The 22,819-nt window shown below is 71.0% G+C and carries 24 protein-coding genes, 1 tRNA gene and 1 riboswitch; of the genes, 9 read left to right on the plus strand and 16 right to left on the minus strand.

Going from position 1 to position 22,819, the window contains the following annotated elements; translation table 11 throughout:
- Position 1: 1 nt before the first annotated feature.
- From ribB to P0084_RS03030, 7 genes are all read right to left on the minus strand, one after another.
- Positions 2-1,123, minus strand: coding sequence for a 3,4-dihydroxy-2-butanone-4-phosphate synthase (gene ribB / locus P0084_RS03000; protein ID WP_308915323.1), 1,122 nt, complete (start codon positions 1,121-1,123; stop codon positions 2-4).
- A 10-nt stretch (positions 1,124-1,133) separates the two neighbouring features.
- Positions 1,134-1,904, minus strand: a complete 771-nt coding sequence (locus tag P0084_RS03005) for an SDR family NAD(P)-dependent oxidoreductase (RefSeq protein WP_308915324.1) — start codon at positions 1,902-1,904, stop codon at positions 1,134-1,136.
- 64 nt (positions 1,905-1,968) lie between these two features.
- The gene (locus P0084_RS03010) at positions 1,969-2,523 is read right to left on the minus strand and encodes a hypothetical protein (RefSeq protein ID WP_308915325.1); all 555 of its coding nucleotides are present in this window, start codon (positions 2,521-2,523) and stop codon (positions 1,969-1,971) included.
- A complete protein-coding gene (locus tag P0084_RS03015; protein ID WP_308915326.1) occupies positions 2,511-2,726 on the minus strand; it encodes a hypothetical protein in 216 nt (71 codons plus the stop codon). The genes P0084_RS03010 and P0084_RS03015 overlap by 13 nt, the downstream gene beginning before the upstream one ends.
- The gene (locus tag P0084_RS03020) at positions 2,719-3,321 is read right to left on the minus strand and encodes a riboflavin synthase (RefSeq protein WP_308915327.1); all 603 of its coding nucleotides are present in this window, start codon (positions 3,319-3,321) and stop codon (positions 2,719-2,721) included. The genes P0084_RS03015 and P0084_RS03020 overlap by 8 nt, the downstream gene beginning before the upstream one ends.
- 10 nt (positions 3,322-3,331) lie before the next feature.
- Positions 3,332-3,976, minus strand: a complete 645-nt coding sequence (gene parA, locus P0084_RS03025; protein ID WP_308915328.1) for a ParA family partition ATPase — start codon at positions 3,974-3,976, stop codon at positions 3,332-3,334.
- 165 nt (positions 3,977-4,141) lie between these two features.
- A tRNA-Ala gene (locus P0084_RS03030) sits at positions 4,142-4,217 on the minus strand.
- A gap of 220 nt (positions 4,218-4,437) precedes the next feature.
- On the opposite strand from P0084_RS03030, the gene P0084_RS03035 reads away from it, so the two are divergent.
- On the plus strand, positions 4,438-5,601 hold the full coding sequence (locus P0084_RS03035; RefSeq protein WP_308915329.1) for a hypothetical protein: 1,164 nt from the start codon (positions 4,438-4,440) through the stop codon (positions 5,599-5,601).
- Positions 5,601-6,422 (plus strand): mechanosensitive ion channel family protein, encoded by an 822-nt coding sequence (locus P0084_RS03040; RefSeq protein ID WP_308915330.1) that lies wholly within the window; start codon positions 5,601-5,603, stop codon positions 6,420-6,422. The genes P0084_RS03035 and P0084_RS03040 overlap by 1 nt, the downstream gene beginning before the upstream one ends.
- Before the next feature lie 126 nt (positions 6,423-6,548).
- On the opposite strand, the gene P0084_RS03045 is transcribed toward P0084_RS03040, so the two are convergent.
- Both P0084_RS03045 and P0084_RS03050 read right to left on the minus strand, forming a co-directional pair.
- Entirely contained in the window at positions 6,549-7,301 is a 753-nt protein-coding gene (locus tag P0084_RS03045; RefSeq protein WP_308915331.1) for a YsnF/AvaK domain-containing protein, read from the minus strand.
- A 57-nt stretch (positions 7,302-7,358) separates the two neighbouring features.
- On the minus strand, positions 7,359-7,757 hold the full coding sequence (locus tag P0084_RS03050) for a DUF2382 domain-containing protein (protein ID WP_308915332.1): 399 nt from the start codon (positions 7,755-7,757) through the stop codon (positions 7,359-7,361).
- Between the two features lie 253 nt (positions 7,758-8,010).
- Here P0084_RS03050 and P0084_RS03055 point away from each other — a divergent pair, with 253 nt between their 5' ends.
- Positions 8,011-8,229, plus strand: a complete 219-nt coding sequence (locus P0084_RS03055; RefSeq protein WP_308915333.1) for a hypothetical protein — start codon at positions 8,011-8,013, stop codon at positions 8,227-8,229.
- A 71-nt stretch (positions 8,230-8,300) separates the two neighbouring features.
- On the opposite strand, the gene P0084_RS03060 is transcribed toward P0084_RS03055, so the two are convergent.
- The 5 genes from P0084_RS03060 to P0084_RS03080 form a co-directional block, all read right to left on the minus strand.
- Positions 8,301-8,429 (minus strand): hypothetical protein, encoded by a 129-nt coding sequence (locus tag P0084_RS03060; protein ID WP_308915334.1) that lies wholly within the window; start codon positions 8,427-8,429, stop codon positions 8,301-8,303.
- 209 nt (positions 8,430-8,638) lie between these two features.
- Positions 8,639-11,470 (minus strand): aminomethyl-transferring glycine dehydrogenase, encoded by a 2,832-nt coding sequence (gcvP, locus tag P0084_RS03065; RefSeq protein WP_308915335.1) that lies wholly within the window; start codon positions 11,468-11,470, stop codon positions 8,639-8,641.
- 106 nt (positions 11,471-11,576) lie between these two features.
- The gene (gcvH, locus tag P0084_RS03070) at positions 11,577-11,936 is read right to left on the minus strand and encodes a glycine cleavage system protein GcvH (RefSeq protein WP_308915336.1); all 360 of its coding nucleotides are present in this window, start codon (positions 11,934-11,936) and stop codon (positions 11,577-11,579) included.
- A 28-nt stretch (positions 11,937-11,964) separates the two neighbouring features.
- Positions 11,965-13,089: a glycine cleavage system aminomethyltransferase GcvT gene (gene gcvT / locus P0084_RS03075; protein ID WP_308915337.1), complete on the minus strand. Its 1,125-nt coding sequence runs from the start codon at positions 13,087-13,089 to the stop codon at positions 11,965-11,967.
- Positions 13,090-13,200: 111 nt separating this feature from the next.
- Positions 13,201-13,292, minus strand: a riboswitch (glycine riboswitch).
- A gap of 50 nt (positions 13,293-13,342) precedes the next feature.
- Complete coding sequence (locus tag P0084_RS03080) at positions 13,343-15,325, minus strand: protein-disulfide reductase DsbD family protein (protein ID WP_308915338.1); 1,983 nt, start codon at positions 15,323-15,325, stop codon at positions 13,343-13,345.
- A 157-nt stretch (positions 15,326-15,482) separates the two neighbouring features.
- On the opposite strand from P0084_RS03080, the gene P0084_RS03085 reads away from it, so the two are divergent.
- Positions 15,483-16,208, plus strand: a complete 726-nt coding sequence (locus P0084_RS03085) for a DsbA family protein (protein ID WP_308915339.1) — start codon at positions 15,483-15,485, stop codon at positions 16,206-16,208.
- Positions 16,209-16,220: 12 nt separating this feature from the next.
- Here P0084_RS03085 and P0084_RS03090 read toward each other — a convergent pair whose 3' ends face one another.
- The gene (locus P0084_RS03090; RefSeq protein ID WP_308915340.1) at positions 16,221-17,087 is read right to left on the minus strand and encodes a methylenetetrahydrofolate reductase; all 867 of its coding nucleotides are present in this window, start codon (positions 17,085-17,087) and stop codon (positions 16,221-16,223) included.
- A 106-nt stretch (positions 17,088-17,193) separates the two neighbouring features.
- On the opposite strand from P0084_RS03090, the gene P0084_RS03095 reads away from it, so the two are divergent.
- Positions 17,194-18,114 (plus strand): LysR family transcriptional regulator, encoded by a 921-nt coding sequence (locus P0084_RS03095; protein WP_308915560.1) that lies wholly within the window; start codon positions 17,194-17,196, stop codon positions 18,112-18,114.
- Here P0084_RS03095 and P0084_RS03100 read toward each other — a convergent pair.
- Positions 18,097-18,675, minus strand: a complete 579-nt coding sequence (locus tag P0084_RS03100) for a TetR/AcrR family transcriptional regulator (RefSeq protein WP_308915341.1) — start codon at positions 18,673-18,675, stop codon at positions 18,097-18,099. The two genes, P0084_RS03095 and P0084_RS03100, sit on opposite strands and share 18 nt — an antisense overlap.
- A 69-nt stretch (positions 18,676-18,744) precedes the next feature.
- Here P0084_RS03100 and P0084_RS03105 point away from each other — a divergent pair, with 69 nt between their 5' ends.
- The 4 genes from P0084_RS03105 (at position 18,745) to P0084_RS03120 (ending at position 22,792) form a co-directional block, all read left to right on the plus strand.
- On the plus strand, positions 18,745-19,413 hold the full coding sequence (locus tag P0084_RS03105) for a glutathione S-transferase family protein (protein WP_308915342.1): 669 nt from the start codon (positions 18,745-18,747) through the stop codon (positions 19,411-19,413).
- 148 nt (positions 19,414-19,561) lie between these two features.
- The gene (locus P0084_RS03110) at positions 19,562-20,356 is read left to right on the plus strand and encodes an inositol monophosphatase family protein (RefSeq protein ID WP_308915343.1); all 795 of its coding nucleotides are present in this window, start codon (positions 19,562-19,564) and stop codon (positions 20,354-20,356) included.
- Between the two features lie 314 nt (positions 20,357-20,670).
- Positions 20,671-20,952, plus strand: coding sequence for a hypothetical protein (locus P0084_RS03115; RefSeq protein ID WP_308915344.1), 282 nt, complete (start codon positions 20,671-20,673; stop codon positions 20,950-20,952).
- A 253-nt stretch (positions 20,953-21,205) separates the two neighbouring features.
- Positions 21,206-22,792: a bifunctional diguanylate cyclase/phosphodiesterase gene (locus P0084_RS03120; RefSeq protein WP_308915345.1), complete on the plus strand. Its 1,587-nt coding sequence runs from the start codon at positions 21,206-21,208 to the stop codon at positions 22,790-22,792.
- Positions 22,793-22,819: the final 27 nt, after the last annotated feature.

Genomic DNA, 22,819 nt, shown 5'->3' on the forward strand with positions numbered 1-22,819 from the left:
GTCAGGACCCTTCCGGAATGGGGCGCGTGCCCGTGATCGTTAGCCCATAGGCGTCGAGGCCCACGATGCGCGGCGTGCCCGAATTGGTCACCAACTCCATCTCGCCCACGTTCAGGGCCGCGAGGATCTGCGCGCCGAGGCCATAGCGGCGCAGCTTCTCGGGCGACACGCCATCGGGGTCGAGCTTCATCTCGGTGTCGCGCAGGAGGACGACGACGCCGCGGCCCTCATCGGCGATGACGCGCATCGCGCCCGCCAGGTCGCTGCCGCCGATGCCAAGCACGTCCTCCAGGGGATTCAGGGCGTGCATCCGGACTAGCAGGGGTCCGGGGCCTGTCAGGTCGCCCTTGGACAGGACGATATGCTCCGCCCCCTGCGTCTCGTCGGAGAAGACGCGCATCAGCCACTCGCCACCCACGGCAGCGGAGACGGGCTGCACGCGGGTCTGGCTGACCAGGTGGTCGTGGCGGCGGCGATACGCGATGAGGTCGCTGATCGTGCCGATCTTGATGCCGTGCCGTTGGGCGAACGCCACCAGGTCGGGCAGGCGCGCCATCGTCCCGTCGTCGTTCATCACCTCGCATATGACGCCGGACGGGTTCAGGCCCGCCAGGCGGCTGATGTCGACCGCGGCCTCCGTGTGGCCCGCGCGGACCAGGACCCCACCATCGCGGGCGCGCAGGGGGAAGACGTGGCCCGGCGTGGCGATGTCGGCGGCACCCTTGGACGCGTCGATGGCCACGGCCACGGTGCGGGCGCGGTCGTGCGCGCTGATCCCGGTGCTGACGCCTTCCCGGGCCTCGATCGAAGTGGTGAACGCCGTCTCGTGGCGGCTGGAATTGCTGGACGCCATCAGCGGCAGGCCCAGGGCGTCGATCCGCTCGCCCGGCAGGGCCAGGCAGATCAGGCCGCGACCGTGGATCGCCATGAAGTTGATCGCGTCGGGGGTCGCCATCTGCGCGGGAATCACGAGGTCGCCCTCGTTCTCCCGGTCCTCGTGGTCGACCAGCAGGAACATGCGCCCATTGCGCGCGTCCTCGATGATGTCCTCGATGCGCGAGATGACGTCGGAATGCTCGCGTTCCACGGGGCCCGGTTTCTCGAATGGGATGAGATCTGCCATGGCGGAAGCCTTACTTGGTCTGCATCTTGCGCACCATGCGCATCAGCGCACGGGTGGGGACGAACGGCAGCACGGCCTTCGACGCGAAGGACAGCGCCGGCTCGTTCACGACCTCCAGCTTGCCCAAGCGCATCGCGTCGTAGCCGACCTTCGCCACGGACGCCGCGGACCTGCCGGACTTGGTCAGATCGGTTCCGTCCAGGTCCGCGCGGGCGGCGAAGCCCGTCACGACGTAGCCGGGGGACAGGGCGGTCACCGTGACGCCGGTGCCGCGCATCTCCTCCGCCAGGGCGAAGGAGAACGACCGCACGAACGCTTTCGACGCGAAGTAGGTCGCCTGCAACGGTCCCGGCATCATGCCCGCCGTGGACGCCACGTTCAGGATGCGGCCCCGACCCCGCGCGACCATCGCGGCCCCGACGCTGTGGCACAGGACCATCAGCGCCTTAACGTTCAGGTCGACCATCGCAAGGTCGTCCGACAGGTCGCGTTCCACGAACAGGCCACGCCCCCCATAGCCCGCATTGTTGATCAGCACCTCCACCGGACGGCCCTCGGCCGCGGCGACCGTCGCGCGCACGCCTTCGAGGGTCGTCAGGTCGGCCGCGACCGTGTCGACCGTGACGCCGTGCGCTTGGCGCAGGTCGGCGGCGATGTCGTCGAGCACGTCGCCCCGCCGGGCGACCAGCAGAAGGTCGCCCCCCTTTCGCGCGTGCAGGCGCGCAAGCTCCAGCCCGATGCCGCCGGAAGCGCCGGTGATGAGGGCGAGGGTCTGGGTCATGGGCGTCTCCGCATGGGCTGCGCGTGCCCCCCCGCAGGTGGACCCTGCGGTGCACGAGGGCAAGTCACGCGGCGAAGTAGCGTTCCGCGTCGATCCACCCGGCCGCGCGCGCGGCGGCACACCATTCGCGTTCCACCGCCGTGGCCCCCACGAGCAGCACCGCGTCGGGGGGCAGACCCCGATCCCGGAGGGGTGCCATGACCATGGCGCGGATCGTGGACCAATCGGCGGTGAAGGCCGGTGCGGGCGCCGCCCAGTCGAGCGGCAGCGGGGCCGTGGCGGGGAGAGGACGGTGAACAAGGACGCCGCGTTCCACGGCCAACGCGCTCAGCTTGGCGGCGGCGCGCCCATCGAGTTCCGCGCGCCGCAGCATCCCCACGGCGGAGGACGAGAAGAGCAGCGCCACCACGTCGCGCCCCGATGCGGCGCGGATGGATGCATAGGTGGTGAAGTCCAGTCCGAGGGCCGCGGCGCGGCGCATGCGGGTTCGGATCACCTCCACCGGGATACGGTTGGACACCAGGGATGCGCGGGCCTTGCGCCACAGGTGAAGGCGCCCGGCATAGCCGTTCGCGTCCCAGCCCGAATTGTGGCCGATGCCGGGGGTCAATTCAACCAACCGACCGCGGACGCCGCCGCGCGATGGGCCTCGTCCAGGGACGCGAACCCCATGCGCGGTGCGTCCAGGCGGCGCCAGCCATGCGCGTCCTCCGGATCGCGGCGGCATCCGACCCAACCGTGGTCGCCACCCGTTGCCAGGATGTCGACGCAGCGATCCCCTGTCGCGTCCTCCAGGGACCGCATGACCACGACCCTAGCCATCGCAGTCGCGCAGCCGGGCGACATAGCGGGCCACCGTGTCCACCTCCAGGTTCACCGGGTCCCCTTCGGCGGCATCGCCCCAGGTGGTGACCTGTTGCGTGTGGGGAATCAGGTTGATGCCGAAGCGCGTGCCCTCGACCTCGTTGACCGTGAGCGAGGTGCCGTTCAGCGCGACCGATCCCTTCGGCGCGATGAACCGCGCCAGGCCCCCGGGTATGTCGAAGGTCAGCCGCGTGCTGTCGCCCTCGTCCCGGATGGACACGATGCGGGCGACGCCGTCGACATGGCCGCTGACGATATGGCCACCCAGTTCGTCACCGACCTTCAAGGCGCGTTCCAGGTTGACCCGCGTACCTTCCGCCCATTCCCCAAGACGGGTCTTGGACAGCGACTCCGCGCTGACGTCGACGTCGAACCATGCACCCGCCCCGTCGCGGCCCCGGTCCACGACCGTCAGGCAGCAGCCGTCGCAGGCGACCGACGCGCCGAGATCGAGGCCCGCGGGATCGTAGGTCGTGCCGATGCGCACGCGCAGATCGCCCCGGGGGTCGAGCGCGCGGACGGAGCCGATGTCGGTGACGATGCCCGTGAACATGGACCGGGGCCTAGCCGATGGGTCCCAGACGGTCCAGCACCTCGTCGGCCAAGGCCGCCACTTCCGCCGCGCCGGCCTTGGCACCGGGATACTCGCAGATGCCCTGGCCCGCGCCGATGGCTTCGGCATAAGCCACCCGCTGCGCCAAGACCGTCTCCGCCGGATCCGCGTCGAGTTCGGTGATGGCGGCGCGTATCTTGTCGGTCAGGCGCGTGCCCGCGCGGGCCCGGTTCAGTACGGCCAGGGGGCGCCGCTTCTCGCGCGCGGCAAGCTCCAGCACGCCTTCCGTCGCCCACAGATCCACCTCGGAGGCGGAAACGGGGACGACGACCAAATCGGCCACCTTCAGGGCGGGCCTCAGATCGCCGTCGATCTTGGGGGGCGTGTCGATGAGGATCACGTCGTGTGTCCTCGCGTTTTTGGAAACCTCGTAGGTGACGCCCCAGGCCGACGCGGTGCCGAACCCGATGTCGCCCGTGGCCGAAGGATGGCGGTCGAGCCGGATCATGAACCAGCGCCCCAGGCTGCCCTGCGGATCGAGGTCCAGGACGGCGACCCGCAGACCGCGGCGGGCGAGTTCGACGGCGAGGTGAATCGTGACGGTGGTCTTGCCCGACCCGCCCTTCTGCTGCGCCATGGTGACGACCTTGGCCATCGGCATACCCCCGGCTACGTGGGTCCGTGTCCCATGGCGTCGTGGGGCGTGCAAACCCTTTCTCCGTTGGGGGTTCGGAGGGGCGGCACCGCCGGTCGTCGCGGGGGGCGCGCATTCCACGGGTCGGGATGTTCGGGGGACGGGAAGCGGCCATCCGGGTGGGGATGGTGGAGCCAAGGGGAGTCGAACCCCTGACCTCGTCATTGCGAACGACGCGCTCTACCAACTGAGCTATGGCCCCGATGGGAGGGCGTATGCGGGCCGCGGCGGGGGGTGTCAAGCGGTGGGCGCGGGCTGTCTGCACCGCGTCTGCGCGGCGTCTGCTCCGCGTCGGACAGATCCCCTGCCCCATCGTCGGACGACCGGCACGGACGCGGTCGCGCTGCCCGCTCGACCGGCCCCCTTCGAACGGTGCCCACAGACCGCTGGACACCGGGCGGCGGCGGGCCACAATCGAGGCGATGCCGGACGAACCCACCGAATTGGTGCCCCTGGACGATTATGCCCCACCCCAACTGGCGGCCGACGACAGGTTGCGGCAGGTCTGGGGGCGGTGGCGGGACGCGCTGAACGGCGCCGAGGCGGCGGACGAGGCACGGCCGGGCGAGGGGGCGTTCGACGCGGTGCCCGCCGAACGGCTGGATCGGATCGCGCCCCGCTCCGGGTTGGGATACGTGCCCGCGATGCTGGATCGCGGCCTCGGTCCCTGGGTCCGGGGCGAACCGGGCCCGCGGGTGCGGGTCGTCGTCGTGCCCCCCTGCGCGCCCGGGCCGGTGGTCGCCGATTGCGCGCGACGGCACGGGATGGAGATCCTGGAACCGCCGGCGGCGGCGGCGCTGATCTCGGACCCCGAACCCGACCCGCCGGACCTGAACGGCACGGGCCCCCTCGTCGTGCCGGATCTCGGACGGTGGTTCCTGCGCCACCGCCTGGGGCTGCGGCACCTGCGGGGGCTCCTCGACGCGGCCGCCGTCACGGATCGGCGGGTGCTTCTGGGCGCGGGCGGTTGGACCTGGGCATACCTGGACCGCGTGCTCGGGGCGGGGCTCGTGGCGGGCGACGTGTCGACCCCGTCCGCGCACGACGCCAGGGCCCTGCGGGACTGGCTGGTCGGGGCCGCCGCGGCGGCGGACGAGCGCATCCGCGACGCGACCGACGAACGCGACGTGCTGGACCCCGACCGCGCGAACGGTGGCCGGGACGACCCGATGGCGAAGCTGGCCGCGCGGGCCCGCGGCATTCCCTGGGTGGCTGCGGCGGTCTGGCGCGACGCGTTGCGCACGGCCCGCCCGGACGCGGACGGCGACGCGGGTGACCGTGCGCGTGGGGACCGCGTGCAGGACGGCGAAGCGTTGTGGCTGGTCCCGTGGCAGGCCCAGGTCCTGCCGCCCACCGACCGGGAAGGGGCGGCCCTGCTGTTGCACGCGATCCTGATCCACGACGGCCTGTCGCCGGATGCGATCGAACGGATCGTGCCCGTCCGCGCGCCCCTGCCCCTGATCGCCGCCTGCCTGGAACGCGACCTGATCGTGCGCGACGGCGAACACCTGCGCGTCCGGGCCGGGGCCTATCCGTCCGTCCGTCAGGCCCTGGCCGATGCGGGCCTTTCGCTGGGAGAGCCGTGATGGGCGACGACATCGGTTCCGACGCGGACGCGAAGGCCAGCACCCTTCTCAACGATCTGGGCGAGATCAGCTTCGGTTGGATCGCGCTGATCGTGCTGGGGACATGGGCCACGATCGTCGCGCTGCGCATCGTGCTTCCGTTCCTGGCGGAGCGGGGGCCGTCGCCGCTGCGCCTGTATCTGCTGGGCGCGGTTCCCATCGCGCGGCTGCTGCTGATCACGGTCGCGGTCCTGCTGCTGATCCCGGAGGTGTTCAACGTCACGTTCCAGAACTTCCTGGTCATCGCGGGTGCGGCCAGCGTGGCCATCGGCTTCGCGTTCAAGGACCTGGTCACCAGCGTCGTGGCCGGCGTGGTGGCCGTGTTCGAGCGTCCCTATCGCCCGGGGGACTGGGTGCGCGTCGGCGACGATTACGGCGAGGTCCGGTCCGTGGGGCTTCGCAGCTTCCGCATGGTGACCGCGGAGGACAACGCGATCATCGTGCCGCATTCGCAGATCTGGGACGACAACGTGGCAAACGCGAACGACGGGACGCGGACCTGTATGGTGGTCGCGACCTTCCGGGTCGATCCGGACCACGACGGGGCGGCGGTGCGGGCCGCGCTGCACGACGTCGCGGCGACGAGCGCGTACCTTCATTTCGACCGTCCCGTCGCGGTCATGGCCAAACCCGACGTGACCGGGACGTCGTACATGGTGAAGGCGTATCCCTTCGATCTGCGCGAGCAGTTCCGGTTCAAGACCGATCTGACCCTGCGGGGAAAGGCGGCGCTGCGGGACCTGGGCGTGGCGGAGGTCGTGGGAGTCGAGGGAATGGCCTGACGGGTAAAGGTCCGGATCGGGTCCGGGCCGGACGGTCGACCATGGAACGTCCGCGTCGAACGGCCGGACGTGAAAACGCCCCGCCTGCGGGGCGGGGCGCTTCCTTCGTTCTGACCGGCGGAAGGTTCAGGCCGCGTCGGTGCGGCCGTTCTTGCGGTCGACGTCCACCTCGGTCTTGCGCACGGTGTCGGACACGACTTCCTCGTGCTCGGTGACCTCCTTGCCGACGACGACCTCCTCGGTGACGACGGCTTCCTTGGAGACCACGGCCTCCTCCGACTGGGTCGTCACCTCGATGTCGCGGTCCTGGAACAGGGCGTCCGCATCGGCGCCCTCGACCACCCGGTCCACGGGGCGGCGTTCGACCGACAGGCGCTCCTCGCGCAGGCGGATGCGCTCCTCGACGGGCACTTCCTGGACGTAGGTGCGGACATGCGCGGACCCGCGGTCCGTCACGCGCTTGCCGACGCGCATGCGCTCCTCGGCCAGCGGGATCGACGTCTCGCCTTCGACGGCGTCCGTCGTGCCGGTCGTGCCGGTCGCGGCATAGGCGTCCGCGTCGTAGTCCGGCTTGCTGCGATAGTCGGTCTCGTAGCTGTCGATGTCGACGCCGCCTTCCGGGTGGCGCATGATCTCGGCAACCTGGTCGATATGGGCGTCCTCGACGTCCGCGGAGACCACGTAATGCCCTTCGCGCAGCGCCTGCTTGTAGGTCGCCGCCTCGTCGTGGGGCAGGTGCAGGGTGTCGATGTCGTCGTAGCGGTCGGCGCCGCCGAACACGTGGACGTAGCGGTCGCCGACGCCGAGTTCGGAGATCTTCGCGCGGACCAGTTCGGCCACGTCGTTGGTACGATAGATCGCTGTGATGGTGTTGCTCATGGTGTTGCCTCCTTGGGGGCTGGGGTTTCGTTGTTCGGAGCGGGAACGACGCGGCCGTCAGGCCGGGTCGTCGGTGGTCGCAGGCTCGACCGTCGCCCGTTGACGACGCAGGGTGACGACCTCGGCGTGATCGACGGTATCGGTCCGACGGGTCAGCCGGATCTCCTCCACCACACGGTATCGCTTCACGAGGACTTCCTCGACCACCGGTATGATCGTGGTCGTACCTTCGGTGCGCGTGCGCGGCGGCTCGTCATGGATGCGGTCGGCCGGGACGCGCTCGATCTCGATGCCCTCCCGGGTCAACCGTTCGTCCACGCTGACGTCCTCGGACCGGGTCCGCAAACGGATCGTGGCGGCCGTGTCCGTGGTGGCGCGCTTGTCGACACGCAAACGCTCCTCCACCACGGGAATGCGCGTCACGTCGGGGGCGTCTCGGTCGATTCGGTCCGTCATCGCACCCTCCCCTCCGGGCATTGGATCACCGTGGCGGGAGGCGGTCGCCCGCCCCTCGGAAGGACCGGACGCCGCCGTCGTCGTCACGGCATCACAACAGGGGGTGGGGCGATTCGTTCCCTGTGGAAAAGTCAATCGGTCGGAGCGGAACCACCCACTGGGGTCCGCGCGTTCCGTTGGCATATCGGCCCCACTCGCGGGGCGTGAAACCGGCCGATGCGATCGGTCCCCAACGACATGCAAGGAACGCCCCATGGCAGACAAGTCTTCCGACTTCCGCGATCCCAAGGTCCACCGCGACGCCTCGACCGGCCCGGGTATCGGCAAGATCCTGTTGTACGCCCTTCTGGCGCTGCTGGCCCTGCTGGCGCTTGCCTGGCTGCTGGGCTTCTTCGACAACGACGTCGACACGGCCACGGTGCCGGCGGCGACGACCACGACCGAGGAGGCCGTCGTCGTCACCACCGACTGAGGTGACCGTCCGATGTGAGTGATGGTGCCCCGGCCGTTCGCACGGTCGGGGATACTTCTTCATGCAGGCCCTTACTGCACGGGGGTCGGGGTCGCGGCCGGCGCGTCCGTCGCGGCGTCCGGCGTCGCGGTCCCATCCTCCTGACAGGCCGCCAACGTCAGAAGGGCGGCGAGGGCGGCGATGATCTTCAACTGGGTCATGTCTCGCTCCGTTCGTTGGGACGCGCCATGCGCGCCATGACGGAACCTAGCGAGCGGTCGGGGCGGCACGCACGTGCCCCTACCCCGGGCGAACGGAATGGGCCGGGCCTCGCCTGACAGGTCGGCCAAGCCCCGCCAATCATGCGCGAAGGGTGGCCGTTGGCGGAACGGCGCCGGGTCGCACCGATGCCGTCCGCCGCGCGCCGTCCCTACTCAGCCGCCTCCAGGTACTCCTCCACCGGCGGGCACGTGCAGACGAGGTTGCGGTCGCCCGCGACGTTGTCCACGCGGTTCACGGGCGGCCAGTACTTGTCGATCCGGAACGCGCCCGGGGGGAAGCAGCCCTGCTCCCGGCCATAGGGGCGGTCCCAGTCGCGGACCAGATCCTCCATCGTGTGGGGAGCCTGGCGCAGGGGGCTGTCCTCCACGGCGTATGCCCCGTCCTCGACCGCGCGAATCTCGTCCCGGATGGCGAGCATCGCGGTGACGAAGCGGTCGAGCTCGGCCTTCGTCTCGGATTCCGTAGGCTCCACCATCAGGGTGCCCGCCACTGGCCAGGACATGGTGGGGGCGTGGAAGCCGTTGTCGATCAGCCGCTTGGCGATGTCGTCCACCGTCACGCCCGCGCCGTCCTTGAAGGGCCGCGTGTCCAGGATGCATTCGTGCGCGATCCGGCCCTTCCGGCCGGTGAACAGCACGTCGTAGGCCCCGTCCAGCCGCGCGGCGATGTAGTTGGCCGACAGGATCGCGACCTTCGTGGCCTGCGTCAGCCCCGCCCCGCCCATCATGCGCACATAGGCGTAGCTGATGGGCAGGATCGACGCCGACCCGTAGGGCGCGCCCGAGACGGGGGCATCGGTGCCCAGGTCGGGGTGGCCCGGCAGGTGCGGCGCCAGGTGGGCGCGCACGCCGATGGGGCCCATGCCGGGGCCACCGCCGCCATGCGGGATGCAGAACGTCTTGTGCAGGTTCAGGTGACTGACGTCGGCGCCGATCTCGCCCGGCTTCGACAGGCCGACCATCGCGTTGAGGTTGGCCCCGTCGAGATAGACCTGACCCCCGTGCGCGTGGGTGATCTCGCAGACCTCGCGCACCGTGTCCTCGAACACGCCGTGGGTGGAGGGATAGGTGATCATGCAGGCGGCCAGCGCGTCGCCCGCGGCTTCGGCCTTGGCGCGGAAGTCGTCCAGGTCGACGTCGCCGTTCGCAGCGGCCTTCACGACGACCACCTTCATCCCCGCCATCTGCGCGGAGGCCGGGTTGGTGCCGTGCGCGGAGGTGGGGATCAGGCAGACGCGCCGACGCTCGTCGCCGTTGGCCTTGTGATAGGCCGCGATGGTCAGCAGGCCCGCATACTCCCCCTGCGCGCCGGAATTGGGCTGCATCGACATCGCGTCGTAGCCGGTGATGACGCACAGCCGGTGGGCCAGATCGTCGATCATCGCCTTGTATCCTTCCGCATCCTCGGGCGGGGCGAAGGGGTGGATGCGGCTGAACTCCGGGAAGGTGACGGGCATCATCTCGACCGCCGCGTTCAGCTTCATCGTGCAGCTGCCCAGGGGGATCATCGCGCGGTCGAGCGCCAGGTCGCGGTCGGCGAGACGGCGCATGTAGCGCATCATCTCGGCCTCCGCCCGGTTCATGTGGAAGGTCGGATGCGTCAGGTAGTCGGTGCGCCGGCGCAGGGCGTCGGGGATGTCGGTTCGGGTCGGGGCGACCTGTCCTTCGATCCCGAAGGCCCGCAGCAGGCGGGTCAGGACGTCCGCGTCCGTCACCTCGTCGCAGGCGACGCCGATGCGGTCGCGGCCCACCCGGCGCAGCGTGATGCCCTCGGCCCGGGCGGCACGCCAGATCACGCCCTGCATCGGACCGACGGTGACCGTCAGGGTGTCGAAGACGTGCTTCGGGGCGACGTCGAAGCCGGTACCGGCCAGCGCGTCGCGCAGGGCGACCGCGTGGGCGTGGACGCGGGTGGCGATGTGGTGCAGGCCCTTCGGCCCGTGGAAGACGGCATAGAAGCTGGCCATCACCGCCAGCAGCGCCTGGGCGGTGCAGACGTTGCTCGTGGCCTTCTCGCGGCGGATGTGCTGCTCGCGGGTCTGCAGCGACAGGCGGAACGCCTGGTTGCCGTGGGCGTCGACGCTGACGCCGACCAGGCGGCCGGGCATGTGCCGCTTGTGGGCATCGACGCAGGCGAAGAACGCGGCATGCGGGCCGCCATAGCCCAGGGGCACGCCGAAGCGCTGCGCGGAGCCCACGGCGATGTCGGCCCCCATGGCACCCGGCTCCTTCAGCAGGCACAGCCCCAGAAGGTCGCAGGCAACGATGCCCAGCGCGTTCTCGCGGTGCAGGTCGGCGATGGCGTCCGTGGGGTCGTTCAGGTGCCCGTGGGTGCCGGGGTACTGGAAGATCGCCCCGAAGACCTTTGACGGATCGAGGTTTTCCGGTTCACCCACGATCACTTCGATGCCCAGCGGCTCGGCCCGGGTGCGCATCACGGCGATGTTCTGGGGGTGGCAGTTCGCGTCGACGAAGAAGGCGTCGGCCTTCGACCTGGCCACGCGGCGGGCCATGACCATCGCCTCCGCGCAGGCCGTCGCCTCGTCCAGCAGGGAGGCGTTGGCGACCGGCAGCCCGGTCAGGTCGGCGATCATCGTCTGGAAGTTCAACAGCGCTTCGAGCCGGCCCTGCGCGATCTCCGGCTGATAGGGGGTGTAGGCCGTGTACCAGGCCGGGTTCTCCAGGATGTTGCGCTGGATGGCCGGCGGCGTGAGCGTGTCGTGATAGCCCTGCCCGATCATCGACGTGGTGACGCGGTTCCGGCCCGCCAGCCCCCGCATCTCAGCCAGGATCTCGGCCTCCGTCATCTGCGGCCAGGACAGGGGCTCGGCCTGGCGGATCGACGCGGGCACGGTCTGATTGATCAGGTCGTCCAGGCTGCCCACGCCCACGACGCGCAGCATCTCGGCCATCTCCTCCGGCGAGGGGCCGATATGGCGGCGGTTCGCGAAATCGTAGGTGTCGTAGTCGGTCAGGGGCATGGTGCGTGGTCCGGAACTGGCATGGATCGTGGGGTGGGCATCACCATGCCCACCGGGGCGCATCGGGATACATCGGCGCGGTGGGCATGGTGATGCCCACCCCACGTCATTCGCCGATATGTTCGTTGTAGGCATCCTCGTCCATCAGGTCGTCCATCTCCTCCGGCGTGGTGGTGGTCATCTTGAAGAACCAGGCGGCTTCGGGGTCCTCGTTCACCAGGCCGGGGTTGTCGGCCAGCGCCTCGTTCACCTCGGCGATCTCGCCGTCCAGTGGCGCCGTGATGTCGGATGCGGCCTTCACGGATTCGATCACGACGATCTCCTCGCCCTTCACGACCTCGCGGCCGACCTCCGGCAGTTCGACGAACACGACGTCGCCCAACTGCTTGGCCGCGTATTCGGTGATGCCGACGGTCACGAGGTTGTCGTCGGCGTCCAGCCATTCGTGGTCTTCGGTGTACTTCATGGGATCCTCCTGTCTCGGGGTCGGCCGTTCAACGCTTGTAACGCGGAGTGTGGAAGGGAAGGTCCGTCACCGCGACGGGCAGGCGCCGCCCGCGGACGTCGCCCATCAGGACGGTGCCGGCGGCGGTGCCCGCGGGGACGTAGCCCATGGCCACGGGTGCCCCGACCGTGGGGCCGAACCCGCCGGAGGTGACGGTGCCCAGTGGGGCCGTAGCCGCACCATCGGCATAGAGCATCGTGCCCGCGCGCATGGGCGCCCGGCCCCGCGGGGCCAGCCCGACCCGGATGCGCGAGGGGCCGTCCGTCAGTTCGCCCAGGATGCGCTCGGCCCCCGCGAAGCCGCCTTCGCGCGCGCCGCCCTCGCGGCGGACCTTCGGGATCGACCAGGCGAGCCCCGCCTCCACCGGCGTGACCTCCGGCGTCAGGTCCTGACCATAGAGGGGCATGCCCGCCTCCAGCCGCAGGCTGTCGCGCGCGCCCAGACCGATGGGTGCGACGGCATCGTGCGCGAGCAGCGCACGGGCGAAGGGTTCGGCGGCATCCACGGGCAGGCTGACCTCGAAGCCGTCCTCGCCGGTATAGCCCGACCGGCTGATCCAGAGATCCGCGCCCTGCCAGTCGTTGCTGGCGGCGTCCATGAAGCGCATGGACGCCACCGCCGGGACCACCGTCGCCAGCGCATCCTCCGCCGCCGGTCCCTGCAGCGCTAGCAGCGCACGGTCCTTCAACAGGCGGGGCGCGTGATCCGGCAGGCCCGCGCGCAGGACGTCCATGTCGACGTGCTTCGTCGCGCCGTTGACCACCAGGACTAGGCGTTCGCCGTGATTGGCGACCATCAGATCGTCGAGGATGCCGCCGCGATCGTTCAGCAGCACGCCGTAGCGCTGCCGCCCGGCCGGCAGATCGACGGCGTTCATCGGGGCCAGGCGTTCCAGCGCGGCCGCCGCGCCGTCGCCTTCCAGCACGACCTGTCCCATGTGGCTGACGTCGAACAATCCCGCATGGGTGCGCGTGTGAACGTGTTCGGCCATCACCCCCATCGGGTACTGCACGGGCATGGCATGACCCGCGAAGGGGACCATCCGCGCGCCCAGCTCGGCATGCAACGCCGCCAGGGGCAGCGGGATCGGATCGTGGGTTGCGTCCTGCGACACGGGTACCTCCCCCACGGCCGCGCGGGCCGCTTCGATACCCCCTCTGTCCCTTGCGCCTGAGATCGCTATCCCTTCGGCGTCCCGCACGGCGGCGGGATCTCTCCAGAGTGTTGCACGCGTCCGGTCCTTTCGCCTGAGAGTTTCCGGGGCGGTTGCTCCTTCGGCACCGGCCCCGGAGGGCCGGGTTCTCCCGTGCGCGTGGATCCCGATTAGATCGGTGGCGCGATCCCGACAAGGGGGATGTGCGGGGACGTCACCCGCCCGCGCGGGCCAGCGCGTCGAGCACGATCGCGTCCGTCAAGATCTCCGGCAGGGGGATGCCGTCGGGCGCCCCTGGGCCATAGACCGCGTTGAACGGGATGCCGTACCGGTCCCACCCCGCCAAGTACGCGGCGATGGCCGGGTCGGGCCGCGTCCAATCGGCCTGCATCGCGGCGACGCCCGCCAGGGCGCCCGCGACGGGCTCGGCGTCCAGGACCGCGCGCTTGTTGACCTTGCAGGTCAGGCACCAGTCGGCGGTGACATCCACGAAGACCACCTCGCCCGCCGCGACGCGATCGGTCAGCGCGGCGCGGTCGAACGGCAGCCAGATGCCCGACGGCGTCGGCGCAGCCTGCGGGCCGGAGGGCAGCACGAGCGCGGCGGCGATCGCGGCGACGAGGGCTGCCGCGCCGATGCGACCGGGGGCGGGGCGAAGGCGCAACGCGGCCAGCGCGAGCAGGGCCAGCCCCGCCACGGCGAGCGCGGGGACCGGGCCCGTGCCCGACCAGATGACCGACACGACCCAGGCCGCGGCCACCAGCATCAGACACCCCAGCACGCCGCGCACGGCCCCCATCCACCGGCCCGGCCGCGGAAGAGCGTGGACCAGCCGGGGCGCGGCCGCGACGAGGAGATAGGGCAGCGCGAGGCCCAGGCCCATTGCCAGGAACACGGCCAGGGTCCGGGGCCAGTCCTGCGTAAGCGCGAAGGCCACGGCCGAGCCAAGGAATGGGGCGGAGCACGGCGTGGCCATCAGGGCCGCGAAGGCCCCGGTCGCGAAGTCACCGCCTCGTGATCCGCCCATCGCGGTCTGGACCCGGGACGGCAGCGACAGTTCGAACCAGCCCAGGAGGTTGGCCGCGAACAGGGTCATCACCACCGCCAGGGCCGCCAGAAAGGCGGGCTGCTGGAACTGCATTCCCCAGCCCACCGCCACGCCGCCCGCGCGCAGTGCGATCACCAGCCCCGCGAGTGCCGCGAAGAAGCACAGGATGCCCCCCGCCGCCGCCAGGAAACCCAGGCGGATGCGGGTGGGACCCCTGTCCCGCGCCTGCAGCGCGGAGGCCAGCTTGATCGACAGGACCGGCAGGACGCAGGGCATGACGTTCAGGATCAGCCCGCCCAGCAAGGCGGCCAGCAGCGCGCCGCCCAGCGCGCGGTCGGGCGCCGCCGGTCCGGGCGCGGGCGGCGGGGCGGCGGCCAGGGGCAAGTCCGCCAGGGTCGCGTGATGGGTCCCGTCCACCAGCGTCAGGTCCAGCGGCCCCTCGCCCGGGTTCAGCACCGGCAGACGGGCCCACAGCGTCCGCCCGTCCCCCGCGATCCGCACCTCCGGCGCGCCGAATGCGGCGTAGTCGCCGTGCTCCGGAAAGACCTGCGGATCGGCGAGGGGCCGGTCGGAGGTGGCGGTCAGCGTCAGGGCATCGCCGTCGAGGTGGACCGCCGCCACGTCGAACCCGTCCGCGTCGGGCACCCGCGCCACCCATTCCCCCAGGCGATCCGCCATCGCCGCGTCGAGACCTCCGCCCGCCGGCAGGTCGAGCGACAGGTCCACCGTTTCCGGGATGCAGATGTCCGCGCAAACCAGCATCGTCGCGGTGACGGCCAGTCGGGCGGGCGCGTCGGGTTCGACCAGGGCGACCGACAGGGGGAACACGACCTCGTCGGCATAGCCGTAGTTCTCGATCTCGAAGGCCGTGAACCGGGCGGGCGCGGGATAGGCCAGCGTCACCTCGGCCACGTTCCGGCTCGCGGACCAGTCGATCCGGGGCGGCAGGCCGACCTCGCCCGGGCTGCGCCAATAGGTCTTCCATCCCGGCTTCAGCGTCAGGTCCAGCCCGGCCGACAAGGTCCGGCCCGTCACGCCGTCCCGGGCCGCGATCAGACGGGCATCGACGGCGGTGCCCTGCACCACGGGCGACTGCGCCGCATGGATCGGCGCGGCGAGCAGGACCAGAAGGGCGAGCAGGCGCAGCATGGCCCCGTCCTATGGTCCCGGACGGGGCTGCGACAGGGGGTGCGGCATCCCTGACGCAAAGGTGAAGGCCGCGCCGGGTTGCGCCCGGGCGACGGATGCCGGACCCTGTCACGCGCACGTGATACCCTGTTCCGACCCAACCCCCGGAGGCCGCGCCATGCGCCCGACCCTGCCCGCCCTCTTGGCCGCGACGCTGGCCCTGACGCCCCTGGCCGCCCCCGCCCAGGACCTGTCCGACGAACGGATCAAGGAACTGGCGCTTCAGGCGATCCTGGAGAATCCCGACATCGTCATGGAGGCCGTGGCGATCATCCAGCAGCGCGAGGCCGACGCCCAGGCCGCCCAGGCCCGGGCGACCCTGGAATCGAGCCGCGACCTCCTGACGAACGATCCCAACGCGCCGGTCGGGGGCAATCCGGACGGCGACGTCACGGTGGTCGAGTTCTTCGACTACAATTGCGGGTTCTGCCGCAGGGCCGCGCCCGAGGTGGCCGAGATGCTCGAACGCGACGGCGCGGTGCGCGTGGTGTACCGCGAATGGCCCATCCTGGGCGAAGGGTCCGTGTTCGCCGCCCGCGCCGCCCTGGCCGCCCGCGCGCAGGACCGGTACGCGGACCTCCACCACGCCCTGATCGGGGCGGGCAGCCGGCTGGACGAGGCGACGGTCATGGAGATCGCGGAAGGCGTGGGGCTGGACGTCGACCGGTTGCGCGCGGACATGGACGCGCCGGAGGTGCAGGCGCATCTGGACACCTCGATGCGGCTGGCCCAGTCGCTGGGCTTCAGCGGCACGCCGTCCTTCGTGATCGGGGGCGAGCTGGTGCCCGGCATGGTCGATGCCGACGCCATGCTGGAGCTCGTGGACGCCGCCCGCGACGGCTGAGGCGTTCGCCCGTCAGGCGACCCGCGCCAGGGCCGCGGGCTTGGACACCAGACCCAGCGCCGTGCAGACGTCGTGCGTCAGCTCCGGACGGTTGAGGGTATAGAAGTGGACGTGCTCCACCCCCTCCTCCGTCAGGGCATCGGCCAACTCGGTGGCCTGCGCGACGGCGAACAGGTCGGCATGGCCCGTGGCGGCCGCGCGCTCGAACCCCGCCGCCAGGTCCGCGGGAATGACGGCCCCGCAGCTATCCGCGAACTTGCGCGTCTTGGTCCAATCCTCCACCGGCAGGAGGCCCGGGACGATGGGCGCGTCGATGCCTGCCGCCGCGCAGCGGTCGCGGAACCGCAGAAAGGTGTCTGCATCGAAGAAGAATTGGGTCACCGCCTCCGCCGCGCCGGCCTCGACCTTGCGCTTCAGGAAGGCCACGTCGTCGTCCAGGCTGCCCGCCTCCGGGTGGCCGTCGGGATAGGCGCCGACGCGCACGGTGAAGCCGCGCTCCGCCAGGGCGCCGACCAGCTCCACGGACGAGGCGAAGCCCTCGGGATGCGCGGTGAACCCGTCCTGCCCTTCCGGCGGGTCGCCGCGCAGGGCGACGATGTCGGTGACGCCCGCGCGGCGGAAGCCCTCCGCGACCTCCAGCGTCTCGGCCTTCGTGGCGTCCACGCAGGTCAAGTGGCCCGCGACGCGCAGGTCGAACGCGCTACCCAGCGCCTCCACCGCCTCGCGGGTCAGCTTTCGCGTGCTGCCGCCCGCGCCATAGGTGACGCTGACCCATTCGGGGCCGAGCGGCGCCAGCGTGCGCATCGCGTCCCACAGCCGGAACGACCCCTTCAGCGACTTGGGTGGGAAGAACTCGAAGCTGACGGCGGGGGTGGGCATGGCGCGGTCCTGTGGTTCGTTCCTGGTCGAACCGCTTGTGGCACCGTGCCGTTCCGCTAAACAGGCTCATAATCCTCATCATCGACATGAAGCGAACCGCATGAAGCTGCATCTGGAGTTCCGCCACCTCCGCACGATCCAGGCGATCCACGATTGCGGGTCGATGGCGCGCGCGGCCGACCGGCTGCACATCACGCAGTCCGCGCTCAGCCATCAGGTCAAGGGGTTGGAGGCGCAGGTGGGCGTGGAGCTGTTCGTCCGGCGGTCCAAGCCGATGACGCTGTCGCCCGCGGGCCGCAGGCTGCTGCGCCTGGCCGAACAGGTGCTGCCGCAGATAGGCGCCGTCGAGCAGGAGTTCGCGGCGCTGAAGTCCGGGCGCGCGGGCCGGTTGCACATCGCCATCGAATGCCACGCCTGCTTCGAATGGCTGTTCCCGGTGCTGGAACGGTTCCGCCGCGCCTGGCCCGACGTGGACGTGGACATCCGCCCCGGCCTCCAGTTCCAGGCCCTGCCCGCCCTGATGCGCGAGGACGTGGACCTGGTCGTGTCCTCCGATCCGGAGGATCTGCCCGGCGTCACCTTCGCGCCACTCTTCGATTACGAGCCCGTGTTCCTGGCCTCCGCCCTGCACCCCCTCGCCGCGAAGGACCACGTGGACGCCGCCGACTTCCGAGGCGAGACGCTGATCACCTATCCCGTGGACCGGCCGCGGCTGGACGTCTTCAGCCAGCTGCTGATCCCCGCGGGGGTGGAGCCCGCCGCCGTCCGCCAGGTGGAGCTGACGGCCGTGATCCTGCTGCTCGTGGCGTCGAACCGGGGCGTGGCCGTGCTGCCCGACTGGGTCGTGCGCGAGGTGCGGTACAATTCCGACTACGTCACCAGGCCGCTGACGGCGGGGGGCGTGACGCGGCGGCTGTATGCGGCGGTGCGGGACGTGGACGCGGACAAGCCGTTCCTATCCCACGTCCTGCGTCTGATGCGGTCCGAGCCGGTAAAGCTGCAGCGCGGGTCACAGGAACTGGCGTAGCGCGACGTCCAGCGCCGCACGGTCCATGCCGGTCCGCGCCGCTGCCGACAGCCCCATCATCGCCACCGACAGGCCCGTCACGAAGTCCCGCGCTTCGCCGTCCGAGGCCCCCAGCGCGCGGGCGCGGTCGGTCATGGCCCCGCGGCGGGCCGCCACGACGTCGGCCAGGGCCGTTCGCAGGTCGGGATCCGCCGTGGCCGACAGGTTCGACAGCACCAGGCACCCGACCCCGCCATCCGCCGCATAGAGGTCCGCGGCCGTGCGCAAGACGTTCGCGCGCAACTCGTCCAACGCCTCCGCCGCATCCATCGCCGCGGCATAACGGTCCCGGCTGGCCGCGTCGTACCGGTCCAAAACCTGCTGGAACAGCGCCCGCTTGGACCCATAGGCCGCGTAGAGGCTGGGCGGCGCTATACCGAGCAAGCCGCAGATCTCCGCCACGCCCACCGCGTCGAACCCGTCGCGGGCGAAGAGCACGTGAACCCGTTCGATCCCCTCCACGGGATCGAAGCGGCGCGGACGGCCACGCTTGGACGTCGAGGAAAGGGCGACGGACGACATCTTGACGACCCCCGGGTATTTCTTTATCGATCGCTATATAAATACCATGGCGCCCCCGAAAGGTCCACCATGTTGAAGTTCTACTACCATACCACGCCCAATCCCTTCAAAGTCGCGCTGATGCTGGAGGAGTTGGGGATCGACTACGACACGGTGCCCGTCGACACCCGCAAGGGCGAGCAGCACGCCGCCGACTTCCTGGCGCTGAACCCCAACGCAAAGCTGCCCGTCATCGACGACGACGGCACGGTCGTGTTCGATTCCAACGCGATCCTCCTCTACCTCGCGCGCAAGCACGGTCGGTTCATGCCCGCGGAAACGGACGGGCAGGCGCTGTCGTGGTTCTTCTTCGTGGCCACCGGCCTGTCGCCCTTCAGCGGGCAGGCAGTCCACTTCACCCGCGTCCACACCGACAGCGCCTATGCGACCAACCGCTACGAGAAGGAGATCGCGCGCCATTACCGGCTGTTGGACGACCACCTGGCGTCGAACGAATGGATCGGCGGGTCGGACTACGACATCGCCGACATCGCCGCCTGGGGCTGGGTCGCCATGGCCCCCTTCGTCCTCGAAGCGCAGGGTGGGCTGGACCCCTATCCGAACGTGAAGGCTTGGTTCGACCGCGTGAACGCCCGCCCTGCCGCTGAACGCGCGATGGCCCTGCGCACGAAGTTCGACTTCAAGCAGGAGATGGACGAGACCGCGATGCGCGCGATGTTCCCGTCGAACTTCGACTGAACCGCCGAGCCGGATCGGTCGGACCCCTGCCCCCGGACCGGGGTCCCGACATCGACCCTCCGACACATGTCGTTCCGGGGCCGCCGCCGTTGCGGCCCCCACCCACATGCGCTAGGCGCCCGCGTCCCACCACCCGCCGGAGACGACCATGCAGGGCAGCGCCAATCTCAACGTGATGATAAAGGCCGCGCGCAAGGCGGGCCGCAGCCTGGTGAAGGACTTCCGCGAGGTCGAGAACCTGCAGGTCGGCCGCAAGGGACCGGGCGACTTCGTCAGTCGCGCCGACCGTGCGGCGGAGGACATCATCCGGGAGGAACTTTCTGAAGCCCGCCCGAACTACGGCTGGCTGGGCGAGGAGACCGGCGCCGCCGAGGGCAAGGACCCCACGCGTCGCTGGATCGTCGATCCGCTCGACGGGACGACCAACTACCTGCACGGCATGCCGCATTGGGCCGTCTCCATCGCCCTGGAGCACAAGGGTGAGATCGTGTCGGCCGTCGTCTACGACCCCGCGAAGGACGAGATGTTCTTCGCCGAGAAGGGCGCGGGCGCTTGGCTGAACGACAAGCAGCGCCTGCGCGTTTCGGGCCGGACGGCGATGATCGAGACGGTCCACGCGACCGGCATCCCCTGGGCCGGGTCCAAGTACCTGCCCGCCACGCTGAAGGATCTGGGCCGTCTGATGCCCGTCTGCGCGGGGGTGCGCCGCTGGGGCGCGGCGTCGCTCGACCTGGCCTATGTCGCGGCGGGGCGTTTCGACGGGTATTGGGAACGGGGTCTGAAGCCCTGGGACGTCGCCGCGGGCATCCTGATCGCACGGGAGGCGGGCGCCCTGGTCGAACCCATCCGCGACGGACAGTCGATGCTGGAGGACGGACACGTCCTGGCCGCGTCCAGCGCGATCTTCGACGCCTTCGCCAAGATCATCCGCACCCGCGACTGATCGGCGGATCCCGGCCACCCGGGCGCAGACCCGGATCCGACGTTGACCGAATCGTCGCGCCGTGCGACCGGACCCCTGCCGCGACCCGACGGAAGGAGGCGCATATGATCATCGTACGTCTTGCCCCCGCCAACGGTCCGCAGCCCCGTGCCCTGTCCGCGATGAGCCGCCTCATCGCCTGACCGGCCGCCGCCGGGACCGTCCGGCACCATTCCGCACCGCATGTCCCGTCCGCGCGATCCGCGCGGCCCCGTCGTGCCGTCCGGTTCCCGCCATCGCGACCCAGAGGACCCGGCCCGCGCCGGGACGACCCCATGACCGTCATTCCCTTGCGCGGCACCCCCGCGCCCGATCCCGAGACCGATCTGATCGCCAGGGCCATCGCCGCGGCGGGACCCGGCCGCGTACTGCGCGCAGCCGTGCTGGCCATGCTGAGCCGGCGCGCGCGTCCGCCCGACGCGGCGGCGCTGCCGCCCCGGTTGCGGCGCGACGTCGGCCTGCAGGACACCGCGCCCCCCCTGCCCAGCGAGCGGTCGGACCCGTTCGCGCATCTGGGACCGGGGCAGCCGACCCTGCCCGGCCAGACGCTTCGCTGACGGATGCCTGTCGCTTCGCACCGGCGACCTGTGCGGATCGGGGGACGGACTGTTGCGCCACCGGGCGGGGGCGTCGTCGATCGGGGGCGCCCCGGCTCGCCGGAGCGTCCCCGAACCCCTTGTCCACCACGCCGGAACGCATGGCGGGGGCGCGCGGCGAACGCTGCGCCCAGGCGATGTCGGGGCGTGCCGGGTCCCAGAACGGGAATGGCCGTTAAGGCGCCGTCCACCTTTCGCCGGCTAGTGCGGTCGCATGAGCCCGGAGATCGAAGCCACGCCCCCCCTGCCGCGCCGCCGCAATCGACGCGCGAAGCCCCGCTGGGGCCGGGCACGCTGGCTGCGCGCGATGGCGGGACCGCAGGCGATGGTGGCGCTGCCCGTCGTCGCCGCGGGGGTCTGGCTGACGGGGTACGAGGCCGCGGCCATCGTCGCGGCGCTGGGCCTGCCCGCGCTCCTGCTGCTGTCCGGCCTGACGCCCCTGGGGCGGCCCGGTCCTGGCAGCGGGACGTTCGACCACGTCCTGACCCGGACGGAGGCGCAGGACGTCATCGACGACATCATGGCGCATTGCCGCCGGAACAGGACCTCCACCGCCGCGCTGATCGTGCAGGTGGATGGGCCGGGCCTGTCGGGACACGACTGGGGCGACCGAACGATGGATCGCGCGCTGACGGCATGCACCCGTCGGATCGAGGCGGTGATGCGCGACCGCGACGCGGTCTTCCGCATGGGCGACCAGCGCATCGCCATCGTGCTGCAACCCACCCGCCGGGTCGATCTGGACCTCGCCATCATGATCGCCGACCGCGTGCAGCTGACCCTGACCGAGCCCGTGTCCCTGGACGGCGAATTGCTGAACCTCGGCTCTCGCGTGGGGATCTGCACCGCCGACGCCTCGCCCCAGCGGTCGGGCGTGGCCCTGCTGGCCGCCGCGGACTGCGCGCTCGGCGCGGCCCTGCGGCAGGAGGACGGGGCCGTTCGCGCCTTCACCCCCGCCATGAAGCAGGAGGTGGAGGTCGCGAAGCGCCTGGTCCTGCAGGTCGGCCCCGCCCTGGAGGCGGGCGAGATCCGGCCCTGGTTCCAGGCGCAGGTGGCCGCCGGGACCGGTGCCCTGACTGGGTTCGAGGCGCTGGCGCGCTGGTACCACCCGGACCTGGGCATCCTGACGCCGGCGCAGTTCCTGCATGCCGTGGAGGCGTCGGGCGCCGGTGGCGCCCTGGGCGAGGTGATGCTGCGGGCCTCGCTCGCGGCGCTCGCGCGGTGGGACGCGGCGGGCCTCCACGTCCCGCATGTCGGCGTGAACCTGTCCCTGGAGGAGCTGCGCGACCCCCGCCTGGCCGACCGCATCATCTGGGAGGTCGACCGCCACGACGTTCCCGCCTCCCGCATCTCCGTCGAGATCCTGGAGACCGTGACCCTGGCGGATGCCGAGGACGCGATCATGCAGAACGTCGAACGCCTGCGCGCGGCAGGATTCCGGCTGGACCTCGACGACTTCGGCACGGGCGCGGCGTCGATCAGCCACATCGCCCGCTTCGGCGTGCATCGCATCAAGATCGACCGGTCCTTCATCGCGGGCCTGGAGGCGGATTCCGAGAAGCGCCGCGTCGTGAACGCCATCCTCAGCCTGGCGGGGCAGCTGAACATCGAGACGCTGGCCGAAGGGGTGGAAACCCCCGCCCAGGCGGAGGCGCTGGCCGGAATGGGCTGCGACCACCTCCAGGGCTATCACGTCGCCAGGCCCATGCCGTTCGAGGACGCGCTGGCCTGGGCCCGGGGCCGCATGACCCCCCCGCCCGAACGCGACCTCGCCCGCCTGGAGCCCCGCGGCACGGCCTAACCGGCACCCCCCGGCCTTGACCTTCCC

Origin of the sequence: Jannaschia maritima (genome assembly GCF_030973515.1) — a bacterium.
GTDB classification, from domain to species: Bacteria; Pseudomonadota; Alphaproteobacteria; order Rhodobacterales; family Rhodobacteraceae; genus Jannaschia; species Jannaschia maritima.